Annotated in this window: 12 protein-coding genes and 1 pseudogene; 6 read left to right on the top strand and 7 right to left on the bottom strand. The window is 70.5% G+C overall.

What is annotated here, in order from left to right:
• Window positions 1–35: 35 nt before the first annotated feature.
• Window positions 36–569 (bottom strand): annotated as a pseudogene (locus STRVI_RS18215) (TerD family protein); the annotation flags it as partial.
• Window positions 570–725: 156 nt separating this feature from the next.
• On the opposite strand from STRVI_RS18215, the gene STRVI_RS18210 reads away from it, so the two are divergent.
• Both STRVI_RS18210 and STRVI_RS18205 read left to right on the top strand, forming a co-directional pair.
• Window positions 726–1,094 (top strand): BlaI/MecI/CopY family transcriptional regulator, encoded by a 369-nt coding sequence (locus STRVI_RS18210; RefSeq protein ID WP_014057140.1) that lies wholly within the window; start codon window positions 726–728, stop codon window positions 1,092–1,094.
• A gap of 197 nt (window positions 1,095–1,291) precedes the next feature.
• On the top strand, window positions 1,292–2,002 hold the full coding sequence (locus STRVI_RS18205) for a M56 family metallopeptidase (protein ID WP_353477039.1): 711 nt from the start codon (window positions 1,292–1,294) through the stop codon (window positions 2,000–2,002).
• Window positions 2,003–2,081: 79 nt separating this feature from the next.
• Here STRVI_RS18205 and STRVI_RS18200 read toward each other — a convergent pair whose 3' ends face one another.
• The 4 genes from STRVI_RS18200 to STRVI_RS18185 form a co-directional block, all read right to left on the bottom strand.
• Entirely contained in the window at window positions 2,082–2,759 is a 678-nt protein-coding gene (locus STRVI_RS18200) for a DUF305 domain-containing protein (protein ID WP_014057138.1), read from the bottom strand.
• 71 nt (window positions 2,760–2,830) lie between these two features.
• Window positions 2,831–3,322 (bottom strand): hypothetical protein, encoded by a 492-nt coding sequence (locus tag STRVI_RS18195; RefSeq protein ID WP_014057137.1) that lies wholly within the window; start codon window positions 3,320–3,322, stop codon window positions 2,831–2,833.
• 98 nt (window positions 3,323–3,420) lie between these two features.
• Window positions 3,421–3,900 (bottom strand): general stress protein, encoded by a 480-nt coding sequence (locus STRVI_RS18190; protein ID WP_014057136.1) that lies wholly within the window; start codon window positions 3,898–3,900, stop codon window positions 3,421–3,423.
• Window positions 3,901–4,333: 433 nt separating this feature from the next.
• On the bottom strand, window positions 4,334–4,630 hold the full coding sequence (locus tag STRVI_RS18185; protein ID WP_014057135.1) for a hypothetical protein: 297 nt from the start codon (window positions 4,628–4,630) through the stop codon (window positions 4,334–4,336).
• A gap of 123 nt (window positions 4,631–4,753) precedes the next feature.
• On the opposite strand from STRVI_RS18185, the gene STRVI_RS18180 reads away from it, so the two are divergent.
• Window positions 4,754–5,122: an arsenate reductase family protein gene (locus STRVI_RS18180; RefSeq protein ID WP_014057134.1), complete on the top strand. Its 369-nt coding sequence runs from the start codon at window positions 4,754–4,756 to the stop codon at window positions 5,120–5,122.
• Between the two features lie 101 nt (window positions 5,123–5,223).
• Here STRVI_RS18180 and STRVI_RS18175 read toward each other — a convergent pair whose 3' ends face one another.
• The gene (locus STRVI_RS18175) at window positions 5,224–6,858 is read right to left on the bottom strand and encodes an AMP-binding protein (RefSeq protein WP_014057133.1); all 1,635 of its coding nucleotides are present in this window, start codon (window positions 6,856–6,858) and stop codon (window positions 5,224–5,226) included.
• 459 nt (window positions 6,859–7,317) lie between these two features.
• Between STRVI_RS18175 and STRVI_RS18170 the strand changes: the two genes are divergently transcribed.
• Window positions 7,318–9,321: a M6 family metalloprotease domain-containing protein gene (locus STRVI_RS18170; protein ID WP_251982650.1), complete on the top strand. Its 2,004-nt coding sequence runs from the start codon at window positions 7,318–7,320 to the stop codon at window positions 9,319–9,321.
• A gap of 86 nt (window positions 9,322–9,407) precedes the next feature.
• Here STRVI_RS18170 and STRVI_RS18165 read toward each other — a convergent pair whose 3' ends face one another.
• A complete protein-coding gene (locus STRVI_RS18165) occupies window positions 9,408–10,805 on the bottom strand; it encodes a M28 family metallopeptidase (RefSeq protein WP_014057131.1) in 1,398 nt (465 codons plus the stop codon).
• 265 nt (window positions 10,806–11,070) lie between these two features.
• Here STRVI_RS18165 and STRVI_RS18160 point away from each other — a divergent pair, with 265 nt between their 5' ends.
• Together STRVI_RS18160 and STRVI_RS18155 are read left to right on the top strand one after the other, a co-directional pair.
• Window positions 11,071–11,715: a hypothetical protein gene (locus STRVI_RS18160; protein ID WP_014057130.1), complete on the top strand. Its 645-nt coding sequence runs from the start codon at window positions 11,071–11,073 to the stop codon at window positions 11,713–11,715.
• A 41-nt stretch (window positions 11,716–11,756) separates the two neighbouring features.
• Entirely contained in the window at window positions 11,757–26,189 is a 14,433-nt protein-coding gene (locus STRVI_RS18155) for a type I polyketide synthase (protein WP_014057129.1), read from the top strand.
• The last annotated feature ends 24 nt before the right edge of the window (window positions 26,190–26,213 follow it).

Genomic DNA, 26,213 nt, shown 5'->3' with positions numbered 1-26,213 from the left:
GCCGCGCGCCACCCGGGCCCCGGCAGCCCGGACCCTCAGGAATAGTCCTGGCCCATGAGCCGCCCAAAGTCTTCGGGATCCGTGTCGAATCCACGAAAAGCGCTCTGCATTCCCCATTCCCCCGAGTCGTCCCGGGTGAATACCGCCACCGTGGCGGCAGTGGCTTCTGAGACACCGGTGAAGTCGCTCTTAATCAGCTCGGTGTATCCGTTGAGAATCCGGACGCTGGTGTTCGGAACATCTCCGAAGGCCTTCCGTCCCGAGCTCCGCTGGATGACTATCCCGACGACCACCCGCGAGTATTCGGACGACAGCCGTTCGAGTTCAAGGGTCATGGACTCGTCGACGCCAAGGCCCTGACCGGTGCGGCTGTCCCTGTTGAGGTTGATGGTGCCGTCCGGTGAGCGGCTGTCGAAGTGGACGAGATACGCGGGCTCACCGTACGGATCGGCGGCGCGGTACGTCCCCGCCACGATGTCGAGATCATGGGGCGGCTCACCGGTGGGACTCGGATCCCACTTGAGCGCCACCTCGATTTTCCGAAGCCCCTTGTTGAGACCAGTCACCCGGACTTCCCTTCCCTCGAACCGTGCGGATGTTGAATGCGCGTGGCGTCAAGCGTATCGCGGGCAGGGCGAGTTGAGGATTTCCCGACGGCCACGTGCGGGGCCTCCCCGAGGGGTCTCTACTATGGGCCTCCGTACTAACGGCGGAAGGAAGCGTCCATGCGACGGTTGGGGGAGCTCGAGGCGGAGATCATGGACCGCCTCTGGGCTTGGCAGCGTCCCACCACAGTGCGGGAGATCGTGGACGACATCAACGAGCACCGCCCGGTCGCCTATACCACGGTGATGACCGTCGCTTCCATCCTCTACAACAAGGGCTGGCTGCTGCGCGCCAAGGAGGGCCGGGCGTGGATGTACTCGCCGGTCCGCAGCCGAGAGGAATACACCGCCGCCCTGATGGAGGACGCCCTCGGCACCAGTGAGGACCGCTCCGCCGCCCTCGCCCACTTCGTCGAGCAGATGGGCCCGGAGGAGGTCAGCGCGCTGCGCAAGGCATTGCGGGCCGCGGGGCGGCGGACCCAGGCGTGACGGCCGCCCTCGCCCTGGGCTGCTACGCCGCCGTGGTCGGCTCGGTGGCGCCGAAGGCGCTGGCGCTCAGCGCCTGGCCGTATCGTGCACCCGGCTTGGCGGTTGCCGTTTGGCATGGATTGGTCCTGTCGTTCACCATCGCACTGGCTCTGACCACTTATCACCTTGTCACCCCAACTTGGCATCTTCATAATGGAATGTCCGGCTTGCTCCGGTTCTGTGGGTTGACGTTCGACGCCCGCATCCCGGGCACGGGCCCGGTCGGCGTTCCGGCCATCGCCGTACCGGCCTTGGTGGCACTGCTTCCGCTCGTCCGCTTCGGCCATGAGCTGCTGCGGGCCCGGCGCGTTCGCGCCCGCCACCGGGGGGTGCTGGACATGGTCGGCCGGCGCTCGGCGCGATGGCGCGCCACCGTGCTGGACCATGACACGCCCGCGGCGTACTGCCTGCCCGGCCGCAGGCCACGGATCGTCGTGAGCGCGGGCGCGCTGAGACTGCTCTCCCCCGCGCAACTGGAGTCCGTACTGGAGCATGAGCGCGCGCATATCGCGGGCCGCCACCATCTGGCACTGGCGGCCACCGAGGCGTTCGCCCGGGTGTTCCGGTGGCTGCCGCTGGCGCGCGAAGCCAAGGCACAGACGGCACTTCTGCTGGAGATGGCCGCGGACGACCGGGCCCTGCGCCGCCATCCGCGCGAAGCGCTCGTCTCCGCCCTGTACGCGATGGCGGCGGGCCACGCTCCCGGCGGGGCCTTCAGCGTCGGCGGACCGGACGCCGTGGTCCGGCTGCGGCGGATACTGGAGGCCCGGCGGCGTCCGCATCCGGCGCTGCGCGGCCTGGTGGTGACGGCCGCGGTGGCCGTACCGCTGCTGCCCCCTCTGCTCGGCTGCGCCCCCGGGATGGGATAGCGCCCCGGCGCGCCTCGGGGGCCGCCCCGGGGCCACGCGGAGGGACCACGGGACCCGGGGCGGCGGGGCGGGCGGCGGATCAGAGCCGGTCGAGGAGGGTCCGCAGGGTGGCGACCTCGGTGGACTGGTTCTTGACGACGTCGTCGGCGAGCTTCTTGGCCTTGGCGTTACGGCCGTTCTTCTTCTCGCCCTTCGCCATGGCGATCGCGCCCTGGTGATGGTCGATCATCATGCTCGCGAAGGCGCGGTCGAAGGCGGGCCCCTGGGCGGCCTCGAGCTTCCGCATGTCCTCCTTGGACATCATTCCGCTCATATCGCCCTTACCGCTCGAACCGTGGTCCATGCCAGCCATGCCGTCCATACCGCCCGATGACGCCTTCTCCGGCTTGCCCCAGTCCTTGAGCCAGGACTTCAGGGTGGCGATCTCCGGGTCCTGCGCCTTCTCGATCTGCCCCGCCAGGCTCGTGATCCGCGCGTCCGAGGCCCGGTCATCGGCCAGTGTGGCCATCGTCAGGGCCTGCTCATGATGCGGGATCATCATCTGCGCGAAGCGGACGTCCGCGTCGTTGAACGTGCCCGCGGCGGAGCCCGCGGTCGCCTCGGAGGCGGTGGACTCCTTCGTGCCCGTGTGGTCCATGTCCTTCGTGTCGTCGCTCCCGCCACAACCGGCGAGCAGCAGCCCTCCGGCGGCGATGGCGCCCACGAGCGCGAGACGGCGGTGGAGCGTCCGACGCGGGGCATGCGTGAATACGGTCATGTCGACATACCTCTTTTTGCCAAGTGTTGACTGTTCCATGGGGCGTACCGGCGCTTTACGCGCGGTTCGGCCTAAATCCGCAGAACAGACAGGGCAGTGAGGTCGGGTCCGTGTGACGGAGGGTCGGGCCGCGCGACGACAACCGACGCCACGGGTAGCCTCAGCGGGGGAACGCTCCGGCGGGCGAGGGCCGCACTCAGGAGCGCCCCGAGCACCCAGACGCCGAGCACCGCGACACACAGCGAGGCCATGTCCATACCGGTCATGGGCGCGCGCGGCTTCGTCTTGGGCGCGGCCGGCGCATGCCCGGCCTCGGCGGACGAGGCGGGCGTGGCCCGGTGCGACCCGGAGCCGGTGGCGGCCGTACCGCCGTCGCGGTCACCGCCGTCCGGCGCGGGGCGCGGCTCACCGGAGGCGTGGTGTGCCGAGTGGCTCCCACCCGCACCGGATCCGCCGTCGGGATGGCCCAGGGTGTGCATGACGAAGACACCGAGCGCGAGCACGACGACAAGCAGGAGCCGCGGAAGGACTCCGCCCGCGCGCACACTCCTGCCGGTGGCCACCGTCACTCCTCGGGGGTCGGTGTGATCTCTCGGAGCCACACCCTACTCCTAATGCCGTTAGTATGTGCACGGGCCCCCGGAAGACCCCAGGAATCCGCTCAGCCCTCCCGCATCGCCAGTCTGGCCAGCATGTTCTTCGCCTCATCGGCGACCTCGGCGTCCGCGACCACGTCATAGCGCGCGGCGACGATCTGGCTGCGGGACGAGAAATCGCGCTGCCCCCGGGTCATGGCATGCCCGACGAAACCGAAGATCGCGCCGAACACCGCGCCGTAGACGAGACCGCTCACCAGCAGCACGATCACATTGTTGGCCCCGGCGGCGAACACGGACAGCAGCAGCCCGATCAGCAGCCCGAACCAGGCCCCCGTACCGGCTCCCGCCAGCGCCGCACGGCCCCTGGTCAGCCGCCCGAGCACCGTCTCGACCATCCGGAGGTCCGAGCCGATGATCGCCGTGTGCTCCACCGGGAACTTGTTGTCGGCCAGGAAGTCGACCGCGCGCTGGGCGCCGGCGTAGGTCGGAAACGAGCCGACGACCGGGCGGTCGACCACCTCCGACGGCGGTTGCTGGGTCATCGCCGCCTCCCTCCGTCAAGGAGAGCGTGCGCCCGCGCCTGTCCCCTCGCAACGGGAGAGCCGCGGGGAGGGGAGAGGGGAAAGCGGCGGAACCTCCGAGGATGGTCCGCGCCGCCGGAAAATCCGGAACGCCGGCGCGGCTATCCGCGGAGCATTTCCCCGGCCCTCTTCGCCCTTCTCCCTGCCACACTTCGCCCTTCATTTCCCACCCGGGCACGAGACCGCGCCATTCCCGGAAGGGGCCGCTTCCTTTCGCGCTGTCGGTGCATGGGCCCTGCTGGGGCCTGCTCCCCTCGCTCGGGACACCGTTATCCGTTTTCGGTTAACCGTTGACGGCGATCGTAGCCGTGGGAACGGCTGACGCTGACGCGGTGACCGCGCGCCGCCGGGCCGGGCCCGCCGCGATCCGAGGAGGCGCGGCGGGCCGGCGGTTTCAGCGGCGGGCGGGGCGGTCGGTGTGATCGGTGCGCATGAGGGAGCGCACCATCCGGCAGGTGATGTCGGAGGGCGGATGCACCCCGATCCGGTCGGCCGTGGAGCGTATCTTGCGGTTGGGCGCCTGCTCGGGGCGGTAGACACCGGAGTTGAGCAGCGCGATGGCCAGACGCATGGCCTTCAGACGGCGGTTGTGGGACTCGTACCACTCACGCGGACGCCCGGCGGGCATCCGCTTCTTCGGCAGGGTCGGAAAGCTCGGCAGCTCCTGAAGAGGGGGTGCGGCAACGGCCATCGGCAGCCTCCTGAGATGGTCGGGAAACCTTCCCTTCAACTGCCTCCATTCTACGGCCGGGCACTGACAAAGGCCCCTGGTCAGGCGCCATTTACGAGGCGGCCTCGCGATACCGTGCACGGCATGGAGATCTGGATCAATCCGGCATGCGCGAAGTGCCGTGGCGCGCTCACCCTGCTCGACGCGGAGGGGGCCGGGTACACCGTCCGCCGCTATCTCGAAGACGTGCCGAGCCAGGACGAGATCCGCGAGGTGCTCGGCCGGCTCGGGCTGGAGCCGTGGGACATCACCCGGACCCAGGAGGCCGCCGCGAAGGAGCTGGGGCTGAAGGACTGGCCGCGTGCGGAGAGCGCTCGGGACCGCTGGATCGCGGCGCTCGCCGAGCACCCCAAGCTCATCCAGCGGCCCATCATCACGGCGGACGATGGCACGGCGGTGGTGGGGCGCACGGAGGAGGCGGTACGGGAGGCGCTGTCCCGGTCCCGCGAGTGACCTCAAGGCCATGGCCACGACGCGCCCGGCGCCCCGCGCTACGACACGGGACGCCGGGCATGCGCGATGCCTTGCGGAGGCCACCTCGGCGCGGGAACCGCTCAGGGGCGCCGGGGCGAGGGCTGCTGCGGACGCAGCAGGAACCGCTGCGTCTTACCGCTGGAGGTCTTCGGCAGCTCGGTCACGAAGTGGACGTTCCGCGGATAGGCGTGCTTGGCGTACCGCTCCCTGACGAGCTGCTGCAGCTCGGCCGCGAGCGCGTCGTCCGCCTCCGTCCCCGGTCGCGGCACGATGAACGCCTCCACGACCTCGCCGTACTCCTCGTCCGGTACGCCGACCACGGCGGCCTCCGCCACCGCGGCGTGCTCCAGCAGCACGGTCTCCACCTCGAAGGGGCCGATGCGGTAGCCCGCCATCAGGATGATGTCGTCGCCGCGCCCGGAGAAGAACAGATCGCCCTCCTCGTCGCGGGAGGCGGTGTCACCGGTGTAGAACCAGCGCCCGTCGGGGCTGAACTTCTCGGCGGTCTGCTCGGGGGCGTCGAGGTAGCCCTTGAACCACATCAGCGGGCTGTCCTCGATGTCCACCACGACCCGGCCGGGGATGTCCACCCGGGCCAGTGCGGAGTTGGTGTCCTCGCGCAGCACCTTCACCCGCCAGCCGGGCAGCGGACGGCCCATGGAGCCGGGCTTGATGTCGTCGCGCAGGGACGGGTGCCAGGCGTGGGCGATCACCATGCCCAGCTCGGTCGAGCCGTAGTGGTCGCGCACGGGGACACCGAGCGTCTCGAGCGCCCAGTCGACGACGTCCGGGGGCAGCGGTTCGCCCGCCGCGGAGCAGCAGCGCAGCCGCAGATCGCCGGGGGCGGGGATACCGGAGGCGCGCAGCTTGCGGTAGACGGTGGGCCCGGCGGTGAAGTTGGTGACCCCGAAGCGGGAGAGCACCTCCCAGGTGGACTCCGCGGAGAACAGGCCGTTCAACAGCAGTGCGCGCTGCCCGAGGGCGAGCGGCCCGATGAGCGCGTAGTACAGGCCGTACGCCCAGCCCGGGTCGGCGGCGTTCCAGAAGACGTCGGTGGGCCGGTGGTCCAGGCCGAACTGCTGGTACATCGCGAACCCCGCGACGGCCCGCAGCGGGATCGGGACTGCCTTGGGGGTGCCCGCGGTACCCGAGGTGAACAGCTCCACGATGAGCCCGTCGCCGCCCACGGCCACCGGCTCGGGCAGCGTGGCGTCTCCCTCGGCCAGTTCCGCGAAGGACAGGTCGGACCCGGTGACGGGCCCGGTGGTGACGATCCGCCAGGGGCGCTCGCCGGGGAAGCCCGACTCCGGGTCCAGCTTGGGGCGTTGGTCGGCGTCGCTGATCACGACCTTGGTGGCGTTGCCCGCGATCCGCAGCGCGATGGCCGGCGGGGCGAACGCGGTGAACAGCGGCACCTGGACGGCCCCGAGCCGCCAGATCGCCAGGGTCGCGATCAGCAGGTCGGCGGATTTGCCCATCAAGGTGGCAACGCGGTCGCCCACTCCGACTCCCAGGGCGGCCAGGGCACCGGCCATCCGCGACGAACGGTCCCGCAGCTCCCCGTACGTCATGTCGTGGCCGGTCAGGTCCTTGCCCACCACCGTGAACGCGACGGCGTCGTCCGGGTGCCTGTCGCACAGCAGGTACGCGGTGTTCGCCGCAGGCTCACCGAAGGTCTTGAGCAGGTCAGCCATGCGCTGTTCCGGGCTGGTCAAGAGGGCTCCTAGTGCTGGTATCCACGAATCGCGCCGGACGGGAGCCAGGGCCGGTGCCCGGCTTCGGGCGAGCGCGGACGCACCTCGGGGGCGCGGGCGCATCTCGCCTTCCGGGGTGGGCTGTTCCCGGATTGCGCTGAGCCGAAGTCCAGGCGGCAGCTCCCGTTGGCCTGTACACGCTATCGCGCTTTCCCACCGGTCCGGCAGCCGTCCTCCGGTACCGGGACCGGGACGACCGCCGGGGGCCGGAGCGAAGCCGATGCGGGGCCGATGCGGAGCCCGGAGCGGGACCGGCGGGCGATGGTCCCGGCCGTCACCGACGCACTCTGGCGCCCCCTCCTCCCCCGCCTTACCTTGGGGCAGCGGTAGGCATACCGCTCGTACGGCTTGTCATCTCCGAGCTCCAAGACGCCCGACACGAGGTGAGCATTGTTACTCCCCCGAAGACCCGTCGGCCGGTTGACCGTCGTCGCCACGGTCCTCGCCACCGCGGCGGCCATCGCCGCCGGACCCGCGCGGGCCACCCCCGACGACTTACCGTCGGCCGGTCCCGCCCGGCCGTCGCTGGTGCGGCCGATCGACCCGCAGCAGTGGCGCAACCCCGACGACATGACCTGGGCCGACTACCGTGCGGTCCCCGGAACGCGCTGGGCGGACCCCGACGTCAAGCCCACACAGCGCACCTTCAAGGGCGCGCTGGTGCTCCTGGACTATCCGGACGAGGAGTTCACGGTCAGCCGCCCGGCCGGATCCACCCTGTTCGGCAATCCGCAGGCCAGTGCCTCCGACATCCCCCGCGCTCGCCTCCCGCGCTTCTACCAGGACTTCCTCAACACACCGGGGCCGCTGAACAACGGTCACACCATCAACGAGTACTGGATGGAGGACTCCGGCGGCCGCATCGGTGTCGATCTGACCGCCTTCGGTGTGTACCGCATGCCGGGCAAGTCCTATCAGTACGGTGTCGAGGACTCGATGAACCCGGGGGCCTGCCCGGCCGGGGACACCTGCGACAAGGACATTCGGGCCGACGGCAAGGCCGCCTGGGTGGCCGATGTCGGCGCCGACAAGACGGACTCGTTCGACTTCGTCTTCTATCTCACGGCCGGGCAGGACGAGTCGTCCACCTGGCAGGAGTTCGGCCAGATGAAGTTCCCGAGCGCGGCGGACATACCCGCCGCCTGGGGGCCGCCGGCCACCACGGGCGACAACTCCGCCCGGACCCGCTACGTACCGTGGACGTCCTGGCAGTCCGCCGCCCGTATCTGGCCCAACGCCGCCGACGGGTCGTCGGTGCAGGCCGAGAGCTCCGGGATGGCCGTGTACGCCCATGAACTCAGCCATATCCTGGGCATCGGGGACAACTACAACAACCCGTACGGCACCCCCCTCAGCCGTTCGTACACCGGTATCTGGGGCATGCTCTCCCGCGGTTCGTTCAACGGCCCCGGCGGGCCGCACACCCGCTGGCAGATCCCCGCCACCGCCGGTGGCTCGATGGGCTCCCAGCATGTGCTGCGCGACAAGCTGAAGCTCGGCATCGTCGACGAGAAGAACGTCCTGCGGCTGGACCGCGACGCCCTGAAGAGCTCCGGCCTCGTCGTCGCCCGGGTCACCGCACGCTCGGCCCCACCGGGTGAGAAGGGGCTCTCCGGGGTCAACATCGCCCTGGGCCGCGATCTCTCGCCGTCCTGCGACAATGCCACCGACCCGCTGTGCGACGGCGGTGGCTACGACAACTACACCGTCGAGATCGTCGACCGCATGGGCATGGACTCGTTCACCCCGGATCACGGGGTACTGCTCACCAAGACGAAGAACAAGGACCGGGCCCCGTTCGCCTGGGTCGTCGACGCGCACCCCGAGGACATCGGCCTGGTGGACTTCCGGCGCCCCGACGGCACCACCCAGAAGATCACCATGGGCGACTACCGGCAGCTCAGCGATGCGCTCTTCCACGCCGGAGCCGACTCCGGCAGCCAGTACGAGTACCTCGACCGGGCCAACCGGCTGCACTTCTATGTGCTCGGCCTCGAGCGCGACCGGTCCGGAGTGCTCTCATACACCATCGCGGTGAAGTCCCTCGACGGCGCGGGACCGCAACGCCGCGGACCGGCCCTCCACCACGGCCAGGCCAAGGGGGACGCCGCCCGCTCCCGGGCCGTGTGCACCTTCGGCCTCGACAACACCGGGCGCGCTACGGGCAACCGGGCCGAGGCGGCGGCCACTTCGGTGGACTCGGATGTCTACCGGCTGTCGGCGAGGGCCGTGGGCCGGGGCTGGTCCGCGTGGCTGCCCAACCGTCTCGCCACCGCAAGGGCCGGTGGATCGGTGGATGTCGAGGTGGCGGTGGCCGCGAAGAACGGCGCCACGCGGCAGGGGGCGGTCGTGCTCACCGCCCGCTCCGAAAGCGACCCGCACCGCACCGCCAAGGCCATGTGCCGGCTGTCGAGCCGCCAGTAGGGCGATGGGTGACGGTGAAACGGGTGACGGCCCGCCGGCATGCGGCGGGCCGTCCCTGCTCTACGGGTCGTCGGTGCTCGGTGGCCCTACTCCGTCTCGTCGGCCGCGGTCTGGATCGGCACCCGGAGGGTGTCGGGCTCACAGCCGGCCGTACCGGCGATGATCCGCGCCGCCCCCTTGGTGAGCGGCACCAGGCTCTGCTCGTCCACCTTGTCCGGGGTGTCCCGCGGATCGAAGATGTACATGGGCGTGGTGATCAGCTGCACCAGCGGCACACCCGTGTAGTAGAAGTAGGCGCCGTCGGTGGCCGGGTTCGGCGCGAAGGCGGTCGGCGACAGAATCCATGAGCGGCGCAGGTCCTCCGCCGCGAGGGACTCGGCCACCAACTGCTCCAGCTCGGGCGCCTGGGTGGTGAACCACCAGCGCACCTCGGGGTCGTCGGTGGGCACCACCTCGCCGTCCACCACCACCGCTTGGCGTGCCGCGTGTTCCAGATGCATTTCGAGGACGACCTGGGGAAACAGCTCGGGATGCGCCGCGATGAACGCCTGTGTGCCCGCGGCGCCCGCCATATGGCCGGACGTCAGCACGAACAGCATGTTGTGCGGTCGCAGCTCCTGCGGCACCGACGCCCAGAACTTGGCCTGCGCCAGCACGAGTGCGACCCCCGAGGCGTCCTCCACGGCCGATGCCCAGGGGCCGTCGTGGTGTGAGCCGATGATCAGCCAATGGTCGGAGGCGCCGGGCAGGGTGCCCACCACATTGTGGGTGGTCTCCTCGGTGATGGTGGCGTCGGAGACGATCCGGCCCTCGCACTCCCCCGACGCCATCAGCTCGCGGACCCGCTGCCCGTCCTGGCCACTCAGCCAGATGCCGGGGATGGGGCGCCGTTCGGCGTCATAGGGCCAGTAGAAGTCGCTGGTCTCCCAGGGCAGTCCGGTGAGCAGACCGACGTAGGCCGTGGCACCGTCCTTGATGGCGATGTCGAAGTCCAGCACATGGGGAAGGTCGAACGGCACGGTCTGGACGAGGTCGGGGAACACGCCCTCGGGGTCGTAGGAGCCGGTGGCCCGGGCCTGCACCTCGGTCTGCGGCAGCCGCGTGAAGCCGATCTCCTGGACCGTGATGGAGCCCCGCACCTCCCCGTCCTCCATCCGCACCAGCCGACCTTCGGTGCCCTCGGTCGGCGTGGTGTACGGCAGGGCGAGGCCCTCGAAGCGGATGACCTCATCGGGGCGGCCGGTGGGCCAGATCTCGAAGGCGGCGGACCGCGGCCGCCAGATGGGTGTGTCCAGCGGCTCCAGTCGCACATCCGCCAGCCCGGTCTCCCGGAACTGTTCCGCGGCCCACTCCTCGGTCCAGCCGTCGGCCGGATAGCCCGCCCGGCGAATGCCCTGGCCGACGATCAGTTCGATCCAGGCCATCATCTCCTTCGACGTGGGTGCCCGATCGAGGTACTTCTCCAGCGCCGGCCAGCCGCTCATCGTCATCCTCCTCATCGCCACGGTCCGGATTCATGCTCGACGGGCGGGCTAAAGCTGGGCTAACGCGAGCCCAGTGCGCCACTTTTCGCGGGTCCTCCCCTTTCCGTATCGGTTCGCATCAATCGGTTCGTATCAGGGAGGAGGCCAAGCCGGGCGTTAGACCCACTTTGGTGGCGGCGCAAATGATGGTCGCCGTATCCGGAGTGGCCGCCTGGCAGGTGGCTCAGCCGCAGGTCAGCGCCCGATTGACGGTTGGGAGTCGAGTGTGCGCACCGAGAAGTCAGAGGAACGGGAACCGGATGGCACGGCCCGGCGGAGGAAGTGGATCCGGCGCGTCCCGGCCGGTGTCGTGGGCGTGGCCGCCGTGAGCCTGATCGCGCTCACGGTCTCCCCGGTGAACGCCGAGCCCGATACCAGAGCCAAACCGCCGCGCGGCAGGAATCCACTTCCCGCTCCCCCGCAGGTCCACGATCTGGACTTTCTGCTCGGCTCCTACACCTGCGACTACACCCCACCGCCGGGTGGCACGGCGGCGGTGCTGAAGCTGACCACCAGGCGGGCGATGGGCGGGCATTACTTCTACACGGACGCCACCCTCGAACCCGGAAACGTGGTCGGCCGTTCGGCCTTCGGCTGGAATCCCGTCGACGGGAAATTCATCAACCAGTACCACGACAACTGGGGTTCCTCCGGAAACTACACCTCGTCCGGCTGGAAGGACGGCCACCTGATATTCAAGGGTCCCCTCACCCAGGTGATCACACCGAATGCCACGGGACAGACATCGGGCGTGAAGCTGGACCTCATGGATGACTACCAGGTGCTCGGTCGGGGGCATTTCAAGAACTCCACGAGCTTCACCTTCCCCGACGGAAGTATTTTGCACGGCAGTTACGACTGCCGCCAATAGCGTTCAGCGTTCCGGACCGAGGGAAGTGGGGGTGGCCGACCATGGCGGGCAATGAAGAGAAGCTGCTCGACTATCTGAAGCGGGTGACGGCGGATCTCCGTCAGACCCAGCGCCGTCTCAAGGATGTCGAGTCCGCGGGGCATGAGCCGGTCGCGATCGTGGGAATGTCCTGCCGCTTTCCCGGAGGCGTACGGTCCCCCGAAGAGCTGTGGGAACTGGTCGCCACGGAGCGGGACGCCATCTCGGAACTCCCCACCGACCGTAATTGGGATCTGGAGAATCTCTTCCATCCCGATCCGGACCACCCGGGGACGAGTTATACGCGCGAGGGCGGCTTCATCGACGACCCCGCGGGATTCGACGCCACGTTCTTCGGCATCAGCCCCCGCGAGGCTCTCGGGATGGCCCCGCAGCAGCGGCTGGCCCTGGAGGCGTCCTGGGAGGCCATCGAGCACGCCGGTGTCGACCCGGAGTCGCTGCGGGGCAGCCGGACGGGCACCTTCATCGGCTGCGATCACCTCGACTACTGCTCCGACGCCTCCCAGGTGCCCGAGGGCTCGGCCGGCTACTTCACCATCGGCAACTCCGCCAGTGTGGTGTCCGGCCGGGTGGCGTACACCCTCGGTCTGGAGGGCGCCGCGGTGACGGTGGACACCGCGTGCTCCTCCTCCCTGGTCGCCATGCATCTGGCCTGCCAGGCGATCCGGCAGGGCGAATGCGATATGGCGCTGGCCGGGGGCGTGGCCGTGATGTCCTCCACGGCGCCGTTCATCGGCTTCAGCGAGCTGCGAGGGCTCGCCCCGGACGGCAGGTCCAAGGCGTTCTCGGCGAACAGCGACGGCATGACCCTGGCCGAGGGCGTGGGCGTCCTGCTGCTGGAGCGACTGTCGGACGCGCGGCGCAACGGCCACCAGGTGCTGGCCGTGATCCGGGGCACGGCGGTCAACCAGGACGGCGCCAGCAACGGCCTGACCGCGCCCAACGGGCCGTCGCAGCAGCGCGTGATCCGGCAGGCGCTCGCCAACGCCCGGCTGTCCCCGTCCGAGGTGGACGCCGTCGAGGCGCATGGCACGGGGACCACGCTCGGTGACCCGATCGAGGCCCAGGCGCTGCTGGCCACGTACGGGCAGGAGCGGGACGAGGGACGCCCGCTGTGGCTGGGGTCCATCAAGTCGAACATCGGGCATGCCCAGATGGCGGCGGGTGCGGCCGGTGTCATCAAGATGGTGATGGCGATGCGGCATGGGGTACTGCCCGCCTCACTGCACATCGATGAGCCGACACCCCATGTCGACTGGAACGCGGGCGATGTCCATCTGCTGACCGAGGCGCGGGAGTGGCCGCGGGGCGAGCATCCACGCCGGGCAGGGGTCTCCTCCTTCGGCATCAGCGGGACGAACGCCCATCTGATCCTGGAGCAGGCCCCCGAGGAGACCGCGACAGCGCTTGGGGACCTCGAGGCGGAGCCGGTGGAGCCGGTGGCGGGGGAGCTGGTGGCCGCCGAGGCGGAGCCGGTGGCGGTGGAACTGGTGGCCGCCGAGGTGGAGCCCGTTGCGGTCGTGGTGGAGCCGGTGGGCGGGCCGGTGCCGTGGGTGGTGTCGGCACGCGGTACGGAGGCGCTGCGAGGCCAGGCGAGGGCGTTGACCGCACGGGTGAACGCCGACCCGGGGGTGAGCGCCGCGGAGGTGGGCTGGTCCCTGCTGCGGACGAGGACGCTCTTCGACCACCGGGCCGTGGTGATCGGCCAGGACCGTGCGGAGCTGGTGGCGGGGCTGGAGGCGCTGGCCGCCGGGGAACCACATCCGAGTCTGGCGCACCCCGGACAGGCCGCCGAGGCGACCGGCCAAACGGTGTTCCTCTTCAGCGGGCAGGGCAGCCAGCGCCCCGGCATGGGAGTCGAACTCTACGACCGCTTCCCCGTCTTCGCCGAAGCCTTCGACGAGGTCTGCGGCCTCCTCGACCCTCATCTGGAGCACCCGCTGCGGGAGCTGGTTTTCAGCCAAGACCCCGGAGACGCGGCGCTACTGGATCACACCACCTATGCCCAGGCGGGGCTGTTCGCCCTGCACATCGCCCTGGCCCGGCTGCTCGACTCCGTCGGCGTACGCCCCGACGCCGTCATCGGCCACTCCATCGGCGAAATCGCCGCCGCCCACATCGCCGGAGTCTTCGACCTCCCCGACGCCTGCCACCTCGTCGCCACCCGCGCCACCCTCATGGGAGAACTCCCCGAGGGCGGAGGCATGGCCACCATCACCGCCACCCCCGACGAACTCGCCGAGGATCTAGCCCGACACGACGGCCAGGTGAGCATCGCCGCCCTCAACACCCCCGGCAACACCGTCATCTCGGGCCCGATCGACCTCGTCACCGACATCAGCAACTCCTGGGCCGAACGTGGCCGCAAAACGCGTACCCTCACCGTCAGCCACGCCTTCCACTCACCCTTGATGGACCCCATCCTCGAGCCTTTCAAGGAGGCAATCAGCGGGCTGACCTACCACCCGCCCACCATCCCCCTCATCAGCAACCTCACCGGACAACCAGCGGATGAGCACATCGCCACCCCCGACTACTGGGCCCAGCACATCCGCCAACCTGTCCACTTCCACCCCGCCATCACCCACACCGCACCCCAGACCAGCACCTACCTCGAACTCGGCCCCGACCCCGTTCTCGCCACCGCAACCCACCACACCCTCCACCACCACACCACGACCAATACCGAGCAGAACAACGCCACCGACCGGCCGACGCCCCTGGTCACGTCCGCCCTCACCCGTAAGCAGCCTGAGGGACAGGCCCTCACCCACGCCCTCGCCCGGCTGCACAGCGCCGGTGTCGAAGTCGACTGGACCAGTTGGTTCCCCGTCGACCCGACGCCCCAGGTGGTCGGGTTGCCGACGTATGCCTTCCAGCACCAGCGCTTCTGGCTGGCCCCGCCCGCCGCCCGTACGAGCTTCGAGGGGGCTGCGGAGGACCCGGCCGAGGCCCAGCTCTGGCATGCCATCGAAGAGCTGGACGTCGACGCCCTCACCAGCACGCTCCGGCTGGAGAAGGGCAGCCCCGGCATCGACGCCCTGCTGCCCGCGCTCCCCGTACTGTCCGCCTGGCGGCGTCAGCACCGCGAACGCTCCACCATCGACTCCTGGCGCTACCGGGCCACTTGGCAACAGCTCCCCGACCCGGCCACACCGGCCCTGACCGGAACCTGGCTGGTGGTCGCCCCTGCCGGGCAGGAGGAGCACGCGACGGTCCAGGTCACCGTCCAGGCGCTGCGGGCGCACGGCGCGACGGCGCTCCCGTTGGCGGTGGACGCTCATGACATCGACCGCGCCGCGCTCCGCGAACGCCTCGGCCGGCTGCCCGAGGAGGCCCAGCCCGCCGGAGTCATCAGCCTGCTCGCCCTCGACCAGGAACCGCTCGCCGGCCACTCCGCGGTGCCCGCCGGGCTCGGCGCCACCGTCGCTCTCCTCCAGGCTCTCGGTGACGCCGACATCAGCGCGCCCCTGTGGTGCGTCACCCAGGGAGCCGTCGCCACCGGTCGCAGCGACCTCCTCCCCCACCCCGAGCAGTCGCAGATCTGGGGGTTCGGCCGCGTGGCCGCGCTGGAACATCCGCAGCGCTGGGGCGGACTCATCGATCTGCCCACCACCATGACCCACCACACCGCGGGTCGGCTGGCAGCCCTTCTCGTAGCCGGGCAACCCGAGGACCAGGCCGCCATCCGCACCACCGGAACGTACGCGCGCCGCCTCATCCGTGTGCCCGCCGGCGACACCGCCCCCGCGCCCTGGGAGCCGTCGGGGAGCACGCTCGTCACCGGTGGCACCGGGGGTCTCGGCGCCCAGCTCGCCCGCTGGCTGGCCCACCGGGGCGCGCCCCATCTCCACCTCATCAGCCGTTCCGGACCCGACGCGCCCGGGGCGTCCGAGCTCAGCGAGGAGCTCACCGCTCTGGGCACGGACGTCACCATCACCACCTGCGACGCCTCCGACCGTGACGCGCTCCGGCAGCTCATCGACACCGTCCCCGCCGAGCACCCCCTCACCGCCGTCTTCCACACCGCCGGCACGATGGAACTCGGGCAGATCAGCGAGCTGGACCCCGGGCGGTTGCAGTCCGTTCTGCGGTCCAAGACCCTGGCTGCCGCTCATCTGCACGACCTCACCCAGCATCTCGATCTCACGGCCTTCGTTCTCTTCTCGTCGAACGCCGCCACCTGGGGCAGCGGGCACCAGGCCGCCTACGCCGCCGCGAACACCTACCTGGACGCACTCGCCGACCACCGCCATACCCGGGGCCTGCCCGCCACCAGCCTTGCCTGGGGCCCGTGGGGCGAGGCAGGCATGGCCGCCGACCAGCACACGCTCTCCCATCTCAAGCGGCGCGGTCTCTCGCCGCTCCCCACCGACCTCGCCATCGCGTCGCTGCACCACGCCCTGACACACCACGACACGGCCGTCACGATCGCGGATGTCGACTGGGCGAGGTTCGGCGGTACGTTCACCGCGCAGCGCCCGAGTCCGTTCCTCGCCCATCTGATGCCGTCGGCCGCGGAGGCCGCCACGCCCACGGACACCGCCGACGACAATCCGTTGCGTCAGCGGCTCAGCGCGGCGCCGGCCGCGCAGCGGCACCAGATCCTGGTCCGCCATATCCAGAGCCTGGCCGCGACAATCCTCGGTCACCCCGGCCTGGACGCGATTCCCCCGGCGCAGCCCTTCCAGGAGCTGGGCTTCGACTCCCTCACCGCGGTCGAGCTGCGCAATCAGCTCGCCGCCACCACCGGCCTCCCACTCGCCCCGGCGCTGGTCTTCGACCATCCGACGCCGAATGCGCTCGCCACCTATCTGGGCGCCGAACTGACGGGGCGGAAGGCCGCCGTCAGCACCCATACGGCGTCCGCGGTCGCCGACGACGAGCCGATCGCGATCGTCGGCATGGCCTGCCGCTACCCGGGTGGCGTGCGCTCACCCGAGGAGTTGTGGGAGCTGGTCACCGCGGGCCGGGACGCCGTCGGGGAGATGCCCACCGACCGTGACTGGGATCTGAACACCCTCTTCGACCCCGACCCCGAGCATCTGGGCACCAGCTATGCGCGCGAGGGCGGCTTCCTCCACGACGCGGCCGGGTTCGACGCGGCGTTCTTCGGCATCAGCCCGCGCGAAGCGCTCGCCATGGACCCCCAACAGCGTCTGCTTCTGGAAACCGCCTGGGAGACCTTCGAGAACGCGGGCCTGGACCGGGACACGCTCGCCGGAAGCGTCACCGGTGTCTTCGCGGGCGGCACCTATCAGGGCTACGGCGCCTCCGGAAGTTCCTCGGCGCGGGAGGTCGAGGGATATCTGCTCGCGGGCGGTACGCCGAGTGTCATGTCCGGCCGGGTGGCGTACGCGTTCGGCCTCGAAGGGCCCGCGGTCACGGTGGACACGGCCTGCTCGTCCTCGCTGGTGGCCATGCATCTGGCGGCTCAATCGCTGCGGCAGGGCGAATGCACGATGGCTCTGGCGGGCGGCGTGACGGTGATGGCCACGCCGACCACCTTCATCGAGTTCTCCCGCCAGCGCGGTCTGGCGGCCGACGGCCGGTGCAAGCCGTTCGCATCGGCGGCCGACGGCACCGGCTGGGGCGAGGGCGCCGGGCTTCTGCTGCTGGAACGGCTGTCGGACGCGCGGCGCAACGGCCACCGAGTGCTGGCTGTCGTCCGGGGTTCCGCGGTCAACCAGGACGGCACCAGCAACGGCCTGACCGCGCCGAACGGGCCCTCACAGCAGCGGGTCATCGGCCAGGCGCTCGCCAACGCCCGGTTGTCGCCCGCAGAGGTCGATGTGGTGGAGGGGCACGGCACCGGGACCACGCTCGGCGATCCGATCGAGGCGCAGGCGCTGCTGGCCACGTACGGCCAGGAGCGGGACGAGGGACGTCCGCTGTGGCTCGGCTCCATCAAGTCCAACATCGGCCACACCCAGGCCGCCGCCGGAGTGGCCGGGGTCATCAAGATGGTGATGGCAATGCGGCATGGGGTGCTGCCCGCCTCACTGCACATCGACGAACCGACCCCGCATGTCGACTGGAACGCGGGCGATGTCCACCTGCTGACCAAGGCGCGGGAATGGCCAGGGGACGAACATCCACGCCGGGCGGGAGTCTCCTCCTTCGGCATCAGCGGGACCAATGCGCATGTCATCGTGGAGCAGGCCCCCGAGGAGCCGATGGCGGTCGAAGCCGTCGAGGCCGAGCCGGTGGGCGGGCCGGTGCCGTGGGTGGTATCGGCGCGCGGTACGGAGGCGCTACGGGGCCAGGCGCGGGCGCTGGCCGCACGGGCAAACGCCGACCCGGGGGTGAGCGCTACGGATCTAGGCTGGTCCCTGCTGCGGACCAGAACACTCTTCGACCATCGCGCGGTGGTGATCGGCCGGGACCGTGCGGAGCTGGTGGCGGGGCTGGAAGCACTGGCCGCCGGAGAGCCGCATCCGGGCCTGGTGGAGCCCGGGGAGACGACCGGCGATGCGACCGGTCAGACCGTGTTCCTCTTCAGCGGGCAGGGCAGCCAGCGCCCCGGCATGGGAGCCGAACTCTACGACCGCTTCCCCGTCTTCGCCGAAGCCTTCGACGAGGTCTGCGGCCTCCTCGACCCGCATCTCGAACATCCGCTGCGGGAGCTGGTCTTCAGCCACGCCCCCGAAGACGCGGCGCTGCTGGACCACACCACCTACGCCCAGGCCGGACTGTTCGCCCTGCACATCGCCCTGGCCCGGCTGCTCGACTCCGTCGGCGTACGCCCCGACGCCGTCATCGGCCACTCCATCGGCGAAATCGCCGCCGCCCACATCGCCGGAGTCTTCGACCTCCCCGACGCCTGCCACCTCGTCGCCACCCGCGCCACCCTCATGGGTGGGCTTCCCGAAGGCGGAGGCATGACCACCATCACCGCCACCCCCGACGAACTCGCCGAAGACCTGGCCCGATACGACGGCCAAGTAGGCATCGCCGCCCTCAACACCCCCGGCAACACCGTCATCTCCGGCCCAACCCACCTCGTCACCGACATCAGCACCACCTGGGCGGCCAAGGGCCGTAAGACCAAGACACTGACGGTCAGCCACGCCTTCCACTCCCCCCTGATGGACCCCATCCTCAAGCCCTTCAAGGAGGCAATCAGCGGACTGACCTACCACCCACCCACCATCCCCCTCATCAGCAACCTCACCGGACAACCAGCGGACGACCACATCACCACCCCCGACTACTGGACCCAGCACATCCGCCAACCCGTCCACTTCCACCCCGCCATCACCCACACCGCACCCCACACCAGCACCTACCTCGAACTCGGCCCCGACCCCATCCTCACCACCGCAACCCACCACACCCTCCACCACCACACCACGACCAATACCGAGCAGAACAACGCCACCGACCGGCCGACCCCCCTCACCACCTCCACCCTCACCCGCAAACAACCCGACACACAGGCCCTCACCCACACCCTCGCCCAACTCCACACCAGCGGAACCACCATCGACTGGACAAGCTGGTACCCCGCCACCCCCACCCCCCACACCATCGACCTCCCCACCTACGCCTTCCAACACCAGCACTACTGGCTGTCGTCGGCCTCCTCCTCGGATCCGACGCCCACCGAGGCAGGTCTGGTCGACAGGAAGTTCTGGGAGGCGGTGGAGCGCGAGGATCTGGAAGCGCTCGCGGCGACCATCGATTCACCGGCGGATCGGCAGCCCATGCTGAGCGCTGTTCTCCCGACGCTGTCCGCCTGGCGGCGGCATCACCGGGAGCAGTCGGTCATCAATTCCTGGCGGTATCAGACCACCTGGAAGCGCCTTTCCGCTCCCTCCGCGCCTCCGGCCCTCTCCGGCACCTGGCTCCTGATCGTCCCCGCCGGCCAATCCGACCATCCTGCCGTGGCAACCGCCGAGCAGGCACTGACCGCCTACGGCGCCACCCCGCTCCGCCATGTGCTCGACACCCACACTGTCGATCGTGACACCTTGGCGGTCCACCTCACCCGGCTGGCCTCGGAGAGCGAACCCTCCGGAGTGCTGAGCCTGCTCGCCCTCGACGAGGAGCCGCACCCCGACTACGCCGCCGTGCCCTCCGGGCTGGCCGCGACCACCGCGCTCGTCCAGGCCCTCGGCGACGCAGAGATCCCGGCGCCGCTGTGGTGCCTCACCCAGGGCGCCGTCGCCACCGGTCCCGGTGATCCGCTCCCGACCCCGCGGCAAGCGCAGACATGGGGACTGGGCCGCGCCGCGGCCCTGGAACACCCTCGCCGCTGGGGTGGCCTGATCGACCTCCCGAGCGTCATCGACCACCACACCGCCGACCGTCTGGCCGCCCTGCTCGCCCCCCGTCGACCGGAGGACCAGACCGCCATCCGTGCCACCGGCAGCTACGCCCGGCGCCTCCGTAGGGCCAGTACTCCCGCCACTGCGCCCAGGACCTGGCAGCCCACGGGTACCACGCTCATCACCGGCGGCACCGGCGGTCTCGGCGCCCATGTCGCCCGCTGGCTCGCCCGCCACGACGCACCCCATCTCCACCTCATCAGCCGCTCCGGACCCGACGCCCCCGGCGCCACCCAACTCGCCCAAGAACTCACCACCCTGGGCACCACCGTCACCATCACCGCCTGCGACGCCTCCGACCGCACCGCACTCCAGCACCTCCTCGACACCATCCCCACCGCACACCCCCTCACCGCCGTCATCCACGCCGCCGGAACGTCGGACACCGAGCTCATCGCCGATCTGGGGCCGGAGCGACTGGAGCATGTGCTCGGGCCCAAGGCCCTGGCCGCCGCTCATCTGCATGAGCTGACGCAGGGGCTCGACCTCAGCGCGTTCGTGCTCTTCTCGTCCGGCGCGGCCGCGTGGGGCGGCAGTCGGCAAGGCGCCTACGCCGCCGCGAACACCTATCTCGACGCCCTCGCCGAGCACCGCCGCACCCGGGGACTCCCCGCCACCAGCCTCGCCTGGGGCCCCTGGGGCGACGCGGGCATGGCCGCCGACGAGACGGCGCTCGCGTTCTACGGCCGACGGGGACTGTCTCCGCTGAGCCCCGAACTGGCCGTGGCATCGCTCCAACACGCCCTGGACCACCGCGACACCACGATCACCGTCGCGGACATCGACTGGGAGAAGTTCCCGACGGCCTTCACCGCCCAGCGGCCCAGCCCGCTGCTCGACGACCTCAACACGGCCGCCGAGAACGCGACCGAGGGAACCACCAGCGCATCAACGGGCGCGTCCGCCGGCACCTCGCTCCAGCAGCGGCTCACCGCCGGCACCCCCGCGCAGCAGCACCAACTCCTGCTCGAACGGATCCAGTCCCTCGCGGCCTCGATCCTGGGCCATTCCGGGCCGGAGGCCATTCCGCCCGCCCAGCCGTTCCAGGAGCTCGGATTCGACTCCCTGACCGCCGTGGAGCTGCGCAACCAGCTCGCCACCGCCACCGGAATCGACCTCGCGCCCGCGCTCGTCTTCGACCATCCCACGCCCAACGCCCTCGCGACGTACCTGCGCGCCGAACTCACGGGCCAGCAGATCGCCGTCGCCGCGCACAGCCCCACCACGGCCGCCCAGGACGAGCCGATCGCGATCGTCGGCATGGCCTGCCGCTACCCCGGCGACGCACACTCCCCGAAGGATCTGTGGGACCTGGTCGTCGCCCATCGCGATGCCATCGCGGAAATGCCCACCGACCGCAACTGGGATCTGAACGCGCTCTACGACCCCGACCCCGACCGCGCGGGGACGAGCTACGTCCGGGAGGGCGGTTTCCTCTATCAGGCGGCCGAGTTCGATCCCGGGTTCTTCGGCATCAGCCCGCGCGAGGCGGTCGCCATGGACCCCCAGCAGCGTCTGCTCCTGGAAACCGCCTGGGAGACCTTCGAGAACGCGGGCCTGGACCGGGACACGCTCGCGGGCAGCAACACGGGAGTGTTCGCGGGGGTGACGTCGCAGGACTATCTGTCCCTCACCGGCGATACGGCGAGCGACATCGAAGGCTATGTCGCCACGGGCAATATCGGCAGTGTGGTGTCCGGCCGGGTGGCGTACTCGTTCGGCCTCGAAGGCCCGGCGGTCACGGTGGACACGGCGTGCTCGTCCTCGCTGGTGGCGATGCATCTGGCCGCCCAGGCGCTGCGGCAGGGCGAATGCACGATGGCCCTGGCGGGTGGCGTGACGGTGATGGCCACCCCGGGCGCGTTCATCGAGTTCTCGCGCCAGCGCGGTCTGGCGCCCGACGCGCGCTGCAAGCCGTTCGCGGCGGCGGCGGACGGCATGGTGTGGGGCGAGGGCGCCGGTCTCGTACTGCTGGAACGGCTGTCGGACGCGCGGCGCAACGGCCACCGAGTGCTGGCCGTCGTCCGTGGCTCGGCCGTCAACCAGGACGGCACCAGCAACGGCCTCACCGCGCCGAACGGGCCGTCGCAGCAGCGCGTGATCCGGCAGGCGCTCGCCAACGCCCGGCTGTCAGCGTCCGAGGTGGACGCGGTGGAGGCACACGGTACGGGCACGACGCTGGGTGACCCGATCGAGGCCCAGGCGCTGCTGGCCACGTACGGGCAGGAGCGGGACGAGGGACGTCCGCTGTGGCTCGGCTCCATCAAGTCCAACATCGGCCACACCCAGGCCGCCGCCGGAGTGGCCGGGGTCATCAAGATGGTGATGGCGATGCGGCATGGGGTACTGCCCGCCTCACTGCACATCGACGAACCGACACCCCATGTCGACTGGAACGCGGGCGACCTGAGCCTGCTCACCGAACCCGTCCCATGGCCCCAGGGCGAACGGCCCCGCCGGGCGGGGATCTCCTCCTTCGGCATCTCCGGTACGAACGCGCATCTCATCCTTGAGCAGGCCCCCGAACCGATCGAGCCCACCCCGGTATCGAACGCCGCCGGTGTGGCTCCGTGGGTGGTCTCCGCCCAGAGCGAGGCGGCACTGCGGGGCCAGGCGCGAGCCTTGACCGGGCGCATCAGCAACGATCCCGAGGTGACACCGGCCGAGGTGGGCTGGTCCCTGCTGCGGACGAGGACGCTCTTCGACCACCGGGCCGTGGTGATCGGCCAGGACCGCGAGGAGCTGGTGGCGGGGCTGGAGGCGCTGGCCGCCGAAGAACCACATCCGAGTCTGGTGCACCCCGGAGAGACCCCCGAGGCGACCGGCCAAACGGTGTTCCTCTTCAGCGGGCAGGGCAGCCAGCGCCCCGGCATGGGAGCCGAACTCTACGACCGCTTCCCCGTCTTCGCCGAAGCCTTCGACGAGGTCTGCGGCCTCCTCGACCCGCACCTGGAGCACCCGCTGCGGGAGCTGGCCTTCAGCCACGCCCCCGAAGACGCGGCGCTGCTGGACCACACCACCTACGCCCAGGCCGGACTGTTCGCCCTGCACATCGCCCTAGCCCGGCTGCTCGACTCCGTCGGCGTACGCCCCGACGCCGTCATCGGCCACTCCATCGGCGAAATCGCGGCAGCCCACATCGCCGGAGTCTTCGACCTCCCCGACGCCTGCCACCTCGTCGCCACCCGCGCCACCCTCATGGGAGAACTCCCCGAAGGCGGAGGCATGACCACCATCTCCGCCACCCCCGACGAACTCGCCGAGGATCTAGCCCGATACGACGGCCAGGTGAGCATCGCCGCCCTCAACACCCCCGGCAACACCGTCATCTCCGGCCCAACCCACCTCGTCACCAACATCAGCACCACCTGGGCGGCCAAGGGCCGTAAGACCAAGACACTGACGGTCAGCCACGCCTTCCACTCCCCCCTGATGGACCCCATCCTCAAGCCCTTCAAGGAGGCAATCAGCGGACTGACCTACCACCCACCCACCATCCCCCTCATCAGCAACCTCACCGGACAACCAGCAGACGACCACATCACCACCCCCGACTACTGGACCCAGCACATCCGCCAACCCGTCCACTTCCACCCCGCCATCACCCACACCGCACCCCACACCAGCACCTACCTCGAACTCGGCCCCGACCCCATCCTCACCACCGCAACCCACCACACCCTCCACCACCACACCACGACCAATACCGAGCAGAACAACGCCACCGACCGGCCGACCCCCCTCACCACCTCCACCCTCACCCGCAAACAACCCGACACACAGGCCCTCACCCACACCCTCGCCCAACTCCACACCACCGGAACCACCATCGACTGGACCAGCTGGTACCCCGCCACCCCCACCCCCCACACCATCGACCTCCCCACCTACGCCTTCCAACACCAGCACTACTGGCTCGCCCCGCCCGCTCCGCGCGCCGACACCAATGCCAACGGCCACGACCCGGCCGAGGCCAGGCTCTGGGACGCCATCGAAGAGCTCGACGTCGACACCCTCACCAGCACACTCCAGTTGGAGAAGGACAGCCCCGGCGTCGACGCCCTGCTGCCGGCGCTCCCCGTACTGTCGACCTGGCGGCGCCGGCACCGCGAACGGTCCACCATCGACTCCTGGCGCTATCGCGTCGCGTGGAGGCAGTTGCCGGACCCCGCCACCGCGCCGACGCTCAGCGGGACCTGGCTGCTGCTCGTCCCCTCCGGGCTGGAGGACCACCCGGCCGTCCACGCCGCCGCCCAGGCGCTCGACGCCCATGGCGCGGCCCATGAGCTTCTGTCGGTCGATGGCGCGGAGGCCCGGCGCGATGCCCTTGCCCCGCTGGTCTCGCATCTGCCCGACGGCAGCACACCCGAGGGCATTCTGAGTCTGCTCGCACTCGACCAGACGCCCCACCCCGACCACCCGGCCGTCCCTCTGGGGCTGGCCGCGACGGCCGCGCTCGTCCAAGCCCTCAGCCAGACGGCGCTGGTCGCGCCCCTGTGGTGCGTCACTCAGGGTGCGGTGGCCGCCGTCGCCACCGATCCGCTCCCCCATCCGCACCAGGCCCAGATCTGGGGTATGGGCCGGGTCGCGGCGCTGGAACACCCGCATCTCTGGGGCGGTCTCATCGACCTTCCGGCCGTCGTCGACGCCCGTACCCCCGCCCGTATCGCCGCAGTGCTGGTGCCCGGACAGCCCGAGGACCAGGTGGCCATCCGCTCCACCGCCCTGGCCCGCCGGCTGGAGCGCGCCGCCTGCCCGGACACCGCACCCACCGCGTGGCGCCCCACCGGGACGACCCTGATCACCGGCGGCACCGGCGGTCTCGGCGCCCATGTCGCCCGCTGGCTCGCCCGCCACGACGCACCCCATCTCCACCTCATCAGCCGCTCCGGACCCGACGCCCCCGGCGCCACCCAACTCGCCCAAGAACTCACCACCCTGGGCACCACCGTCACCATCACCGCCTGCGACGCCTCCGACCGCACCGCACTCCAGCACCTCCTCGACACCATCCCCACCGCACACCCCCTCACCGCCGTCATCCACGCCGCCGGTATCGCGGAGAACACCCCGCTCGCCGAGGTGGATCTTCCGGGGATCGAGGCGGTGCTGCGGCCCAAGGCGCTCGCGGCCACCCTTCTCCATGAACTCACCGAGGATCTCGACCTCAGCGCGTTCGTGCTCTTCTCGTCCGGCGCGGCCGCGTGGGGCGGGAGCCGGCAGCCCTCCTACGCCGCCGCCAACGCCTATCTCGACGCCCTCGCCGAGCACCGCCGCACCCGGGGGCTCCCCGCCACCAGCCTCGCCTGGGCACCCTGGAGCGATGCGGGGATGGCCGCCGACGAGGCCGTCGTCGAGTACTACCGCCGGCGCGGGATGCGTCCTCTGGACACCGATCTCGCCATCGCCTCGCTCCAGCACTCCCTCGACCACGGCGACACCACGGTCACCATCGCGGACATCGACTGGGAGAAGTTCCCGGCCGGTTTCACCGCACAGCGGCCCAGTCCGCTGCTGTCCGACCTGGCCGCCGCCGCGTCGCCGAGCGCCGATACCGCCCCGGACGACGCCGTGGCCGTGAGCAGTTCGCTTCAGCGGCAGTTGGCCACCGGCACCCCCGCCCAGCAGCATCAGCTTCTCCTCCATCACATCCAGACGCATGCCGCAGCGATCCTCGGTCACCCCACCATCGATGCCATTCCACCCGCCCAGCCGTTCCAGGAGCTGGGATTCGACTCCCTCACGGCCGTCGAATTCGGGCATCGGCTCTCCGCCGCCACCGGTCTCGACCTTCCGCCCACCCTGGTCTTCGACCACCCCACCCCCAAGGAGCTGGCCGACTTTCTGCGCGAGCGGCTCGTCGAGGGGGAGCTGACCTCCGAGGGACATCTGCTGTCGGAGCTCGACCGGTGGGACGCGGTCTCGGCGCCCTCGGGGGTGGACGAGGCGGCCCGTCGGCGGATCACCGGGCGACTGCGGCTGCTGCTGGCCAAGTGGAGCGACACGGAACGGGAAACGGAGCGTTCCGCGGCCCACAGCGAGCTCGAGACGGCGACCGCAGAAGACATCTTCGACCTCATCTCCGACGAGTTCGGAAAGTCGTGAGCCCGATGACCCCCATCCTCCGCG

The organism is Streptomyces violaceusniger Tu 4113, assembly GCF_000147815.2.
GTDB lineage: Bacteria > Actinomycetota > Actinomycetes > Streptomycetales > Streptomycetaceae > Streptomyces > Streptomyces violaceusniger_A.
Note: the sequence above shows the minus strand (reverse complement) of the source record. Positions and strands in the feature narration are given on the sequence as shown.

What these genes read in the sequence shown, in the direction of transcription:
- STRVI_RS18210 (WP_014057140.1), top strand. Translation starts at nt 726, where the DNA reads ATGCGACGGTTGGGGGAGCTCGAGGCGGAGATCATGGACCGCCTCTGG.
- STRVI_RS18205 (WP_353477039.1), top strand. Translation starts at nt 1,292, where the DNA reads ATGTCCGGCTTGCTCCGGTTCTGTGGGTTGACGTTCGACGCCCGCATC.
- STRVI_RS18200 (WP_014057138.1), bottom strand. Translation starts at nt 2,759, where the DNA reads ATGACCGTATTCACGCATGCCCCGCGTCGGACGCTCCACCGCCGTCTC.
- STRVI_RS18190 (WP_014057136.1), bottom strand. Translation starts at nt 3,900, where the DNA reads ATGACCCAGCAACCGCCGTCGGAGGTGGTCGACCGCCCGGTCGTCGGC.
- STRVI_RS18185 (WP_014057135.1), bottom strand. Translation starts at nt 4,630, where the DNA reads ATGGCCGTTGCCGCACCCCCTCTTCAGGAGCTGCCGAGCTTTCCGACC.
- STRVI_RS18180 (WP_014057134.1), top strand. Translation starts at nt 4,754, where the DNA reads ATGGAGATCTGGATCAATCCGGCATGCGCGAAGTGCCGTGGCGCGCTC.
- STRVI_RS18165 (WP_014057131.1), bottom strand. Translation starts at nt 10,805, where the DNA reads ATGAGCGGCTGGCCGGCGCTGGAGAAGTACCTCGATCGGGCACCCACG.
- STRVI_RS18155 (WP_014057129.1), top strand. Translation starts at nt 11,757, where the DNA reads ATGGCGGGCAATGAAGAGAAGCTGCTCGACTATCTGAAGCGGGTGACG.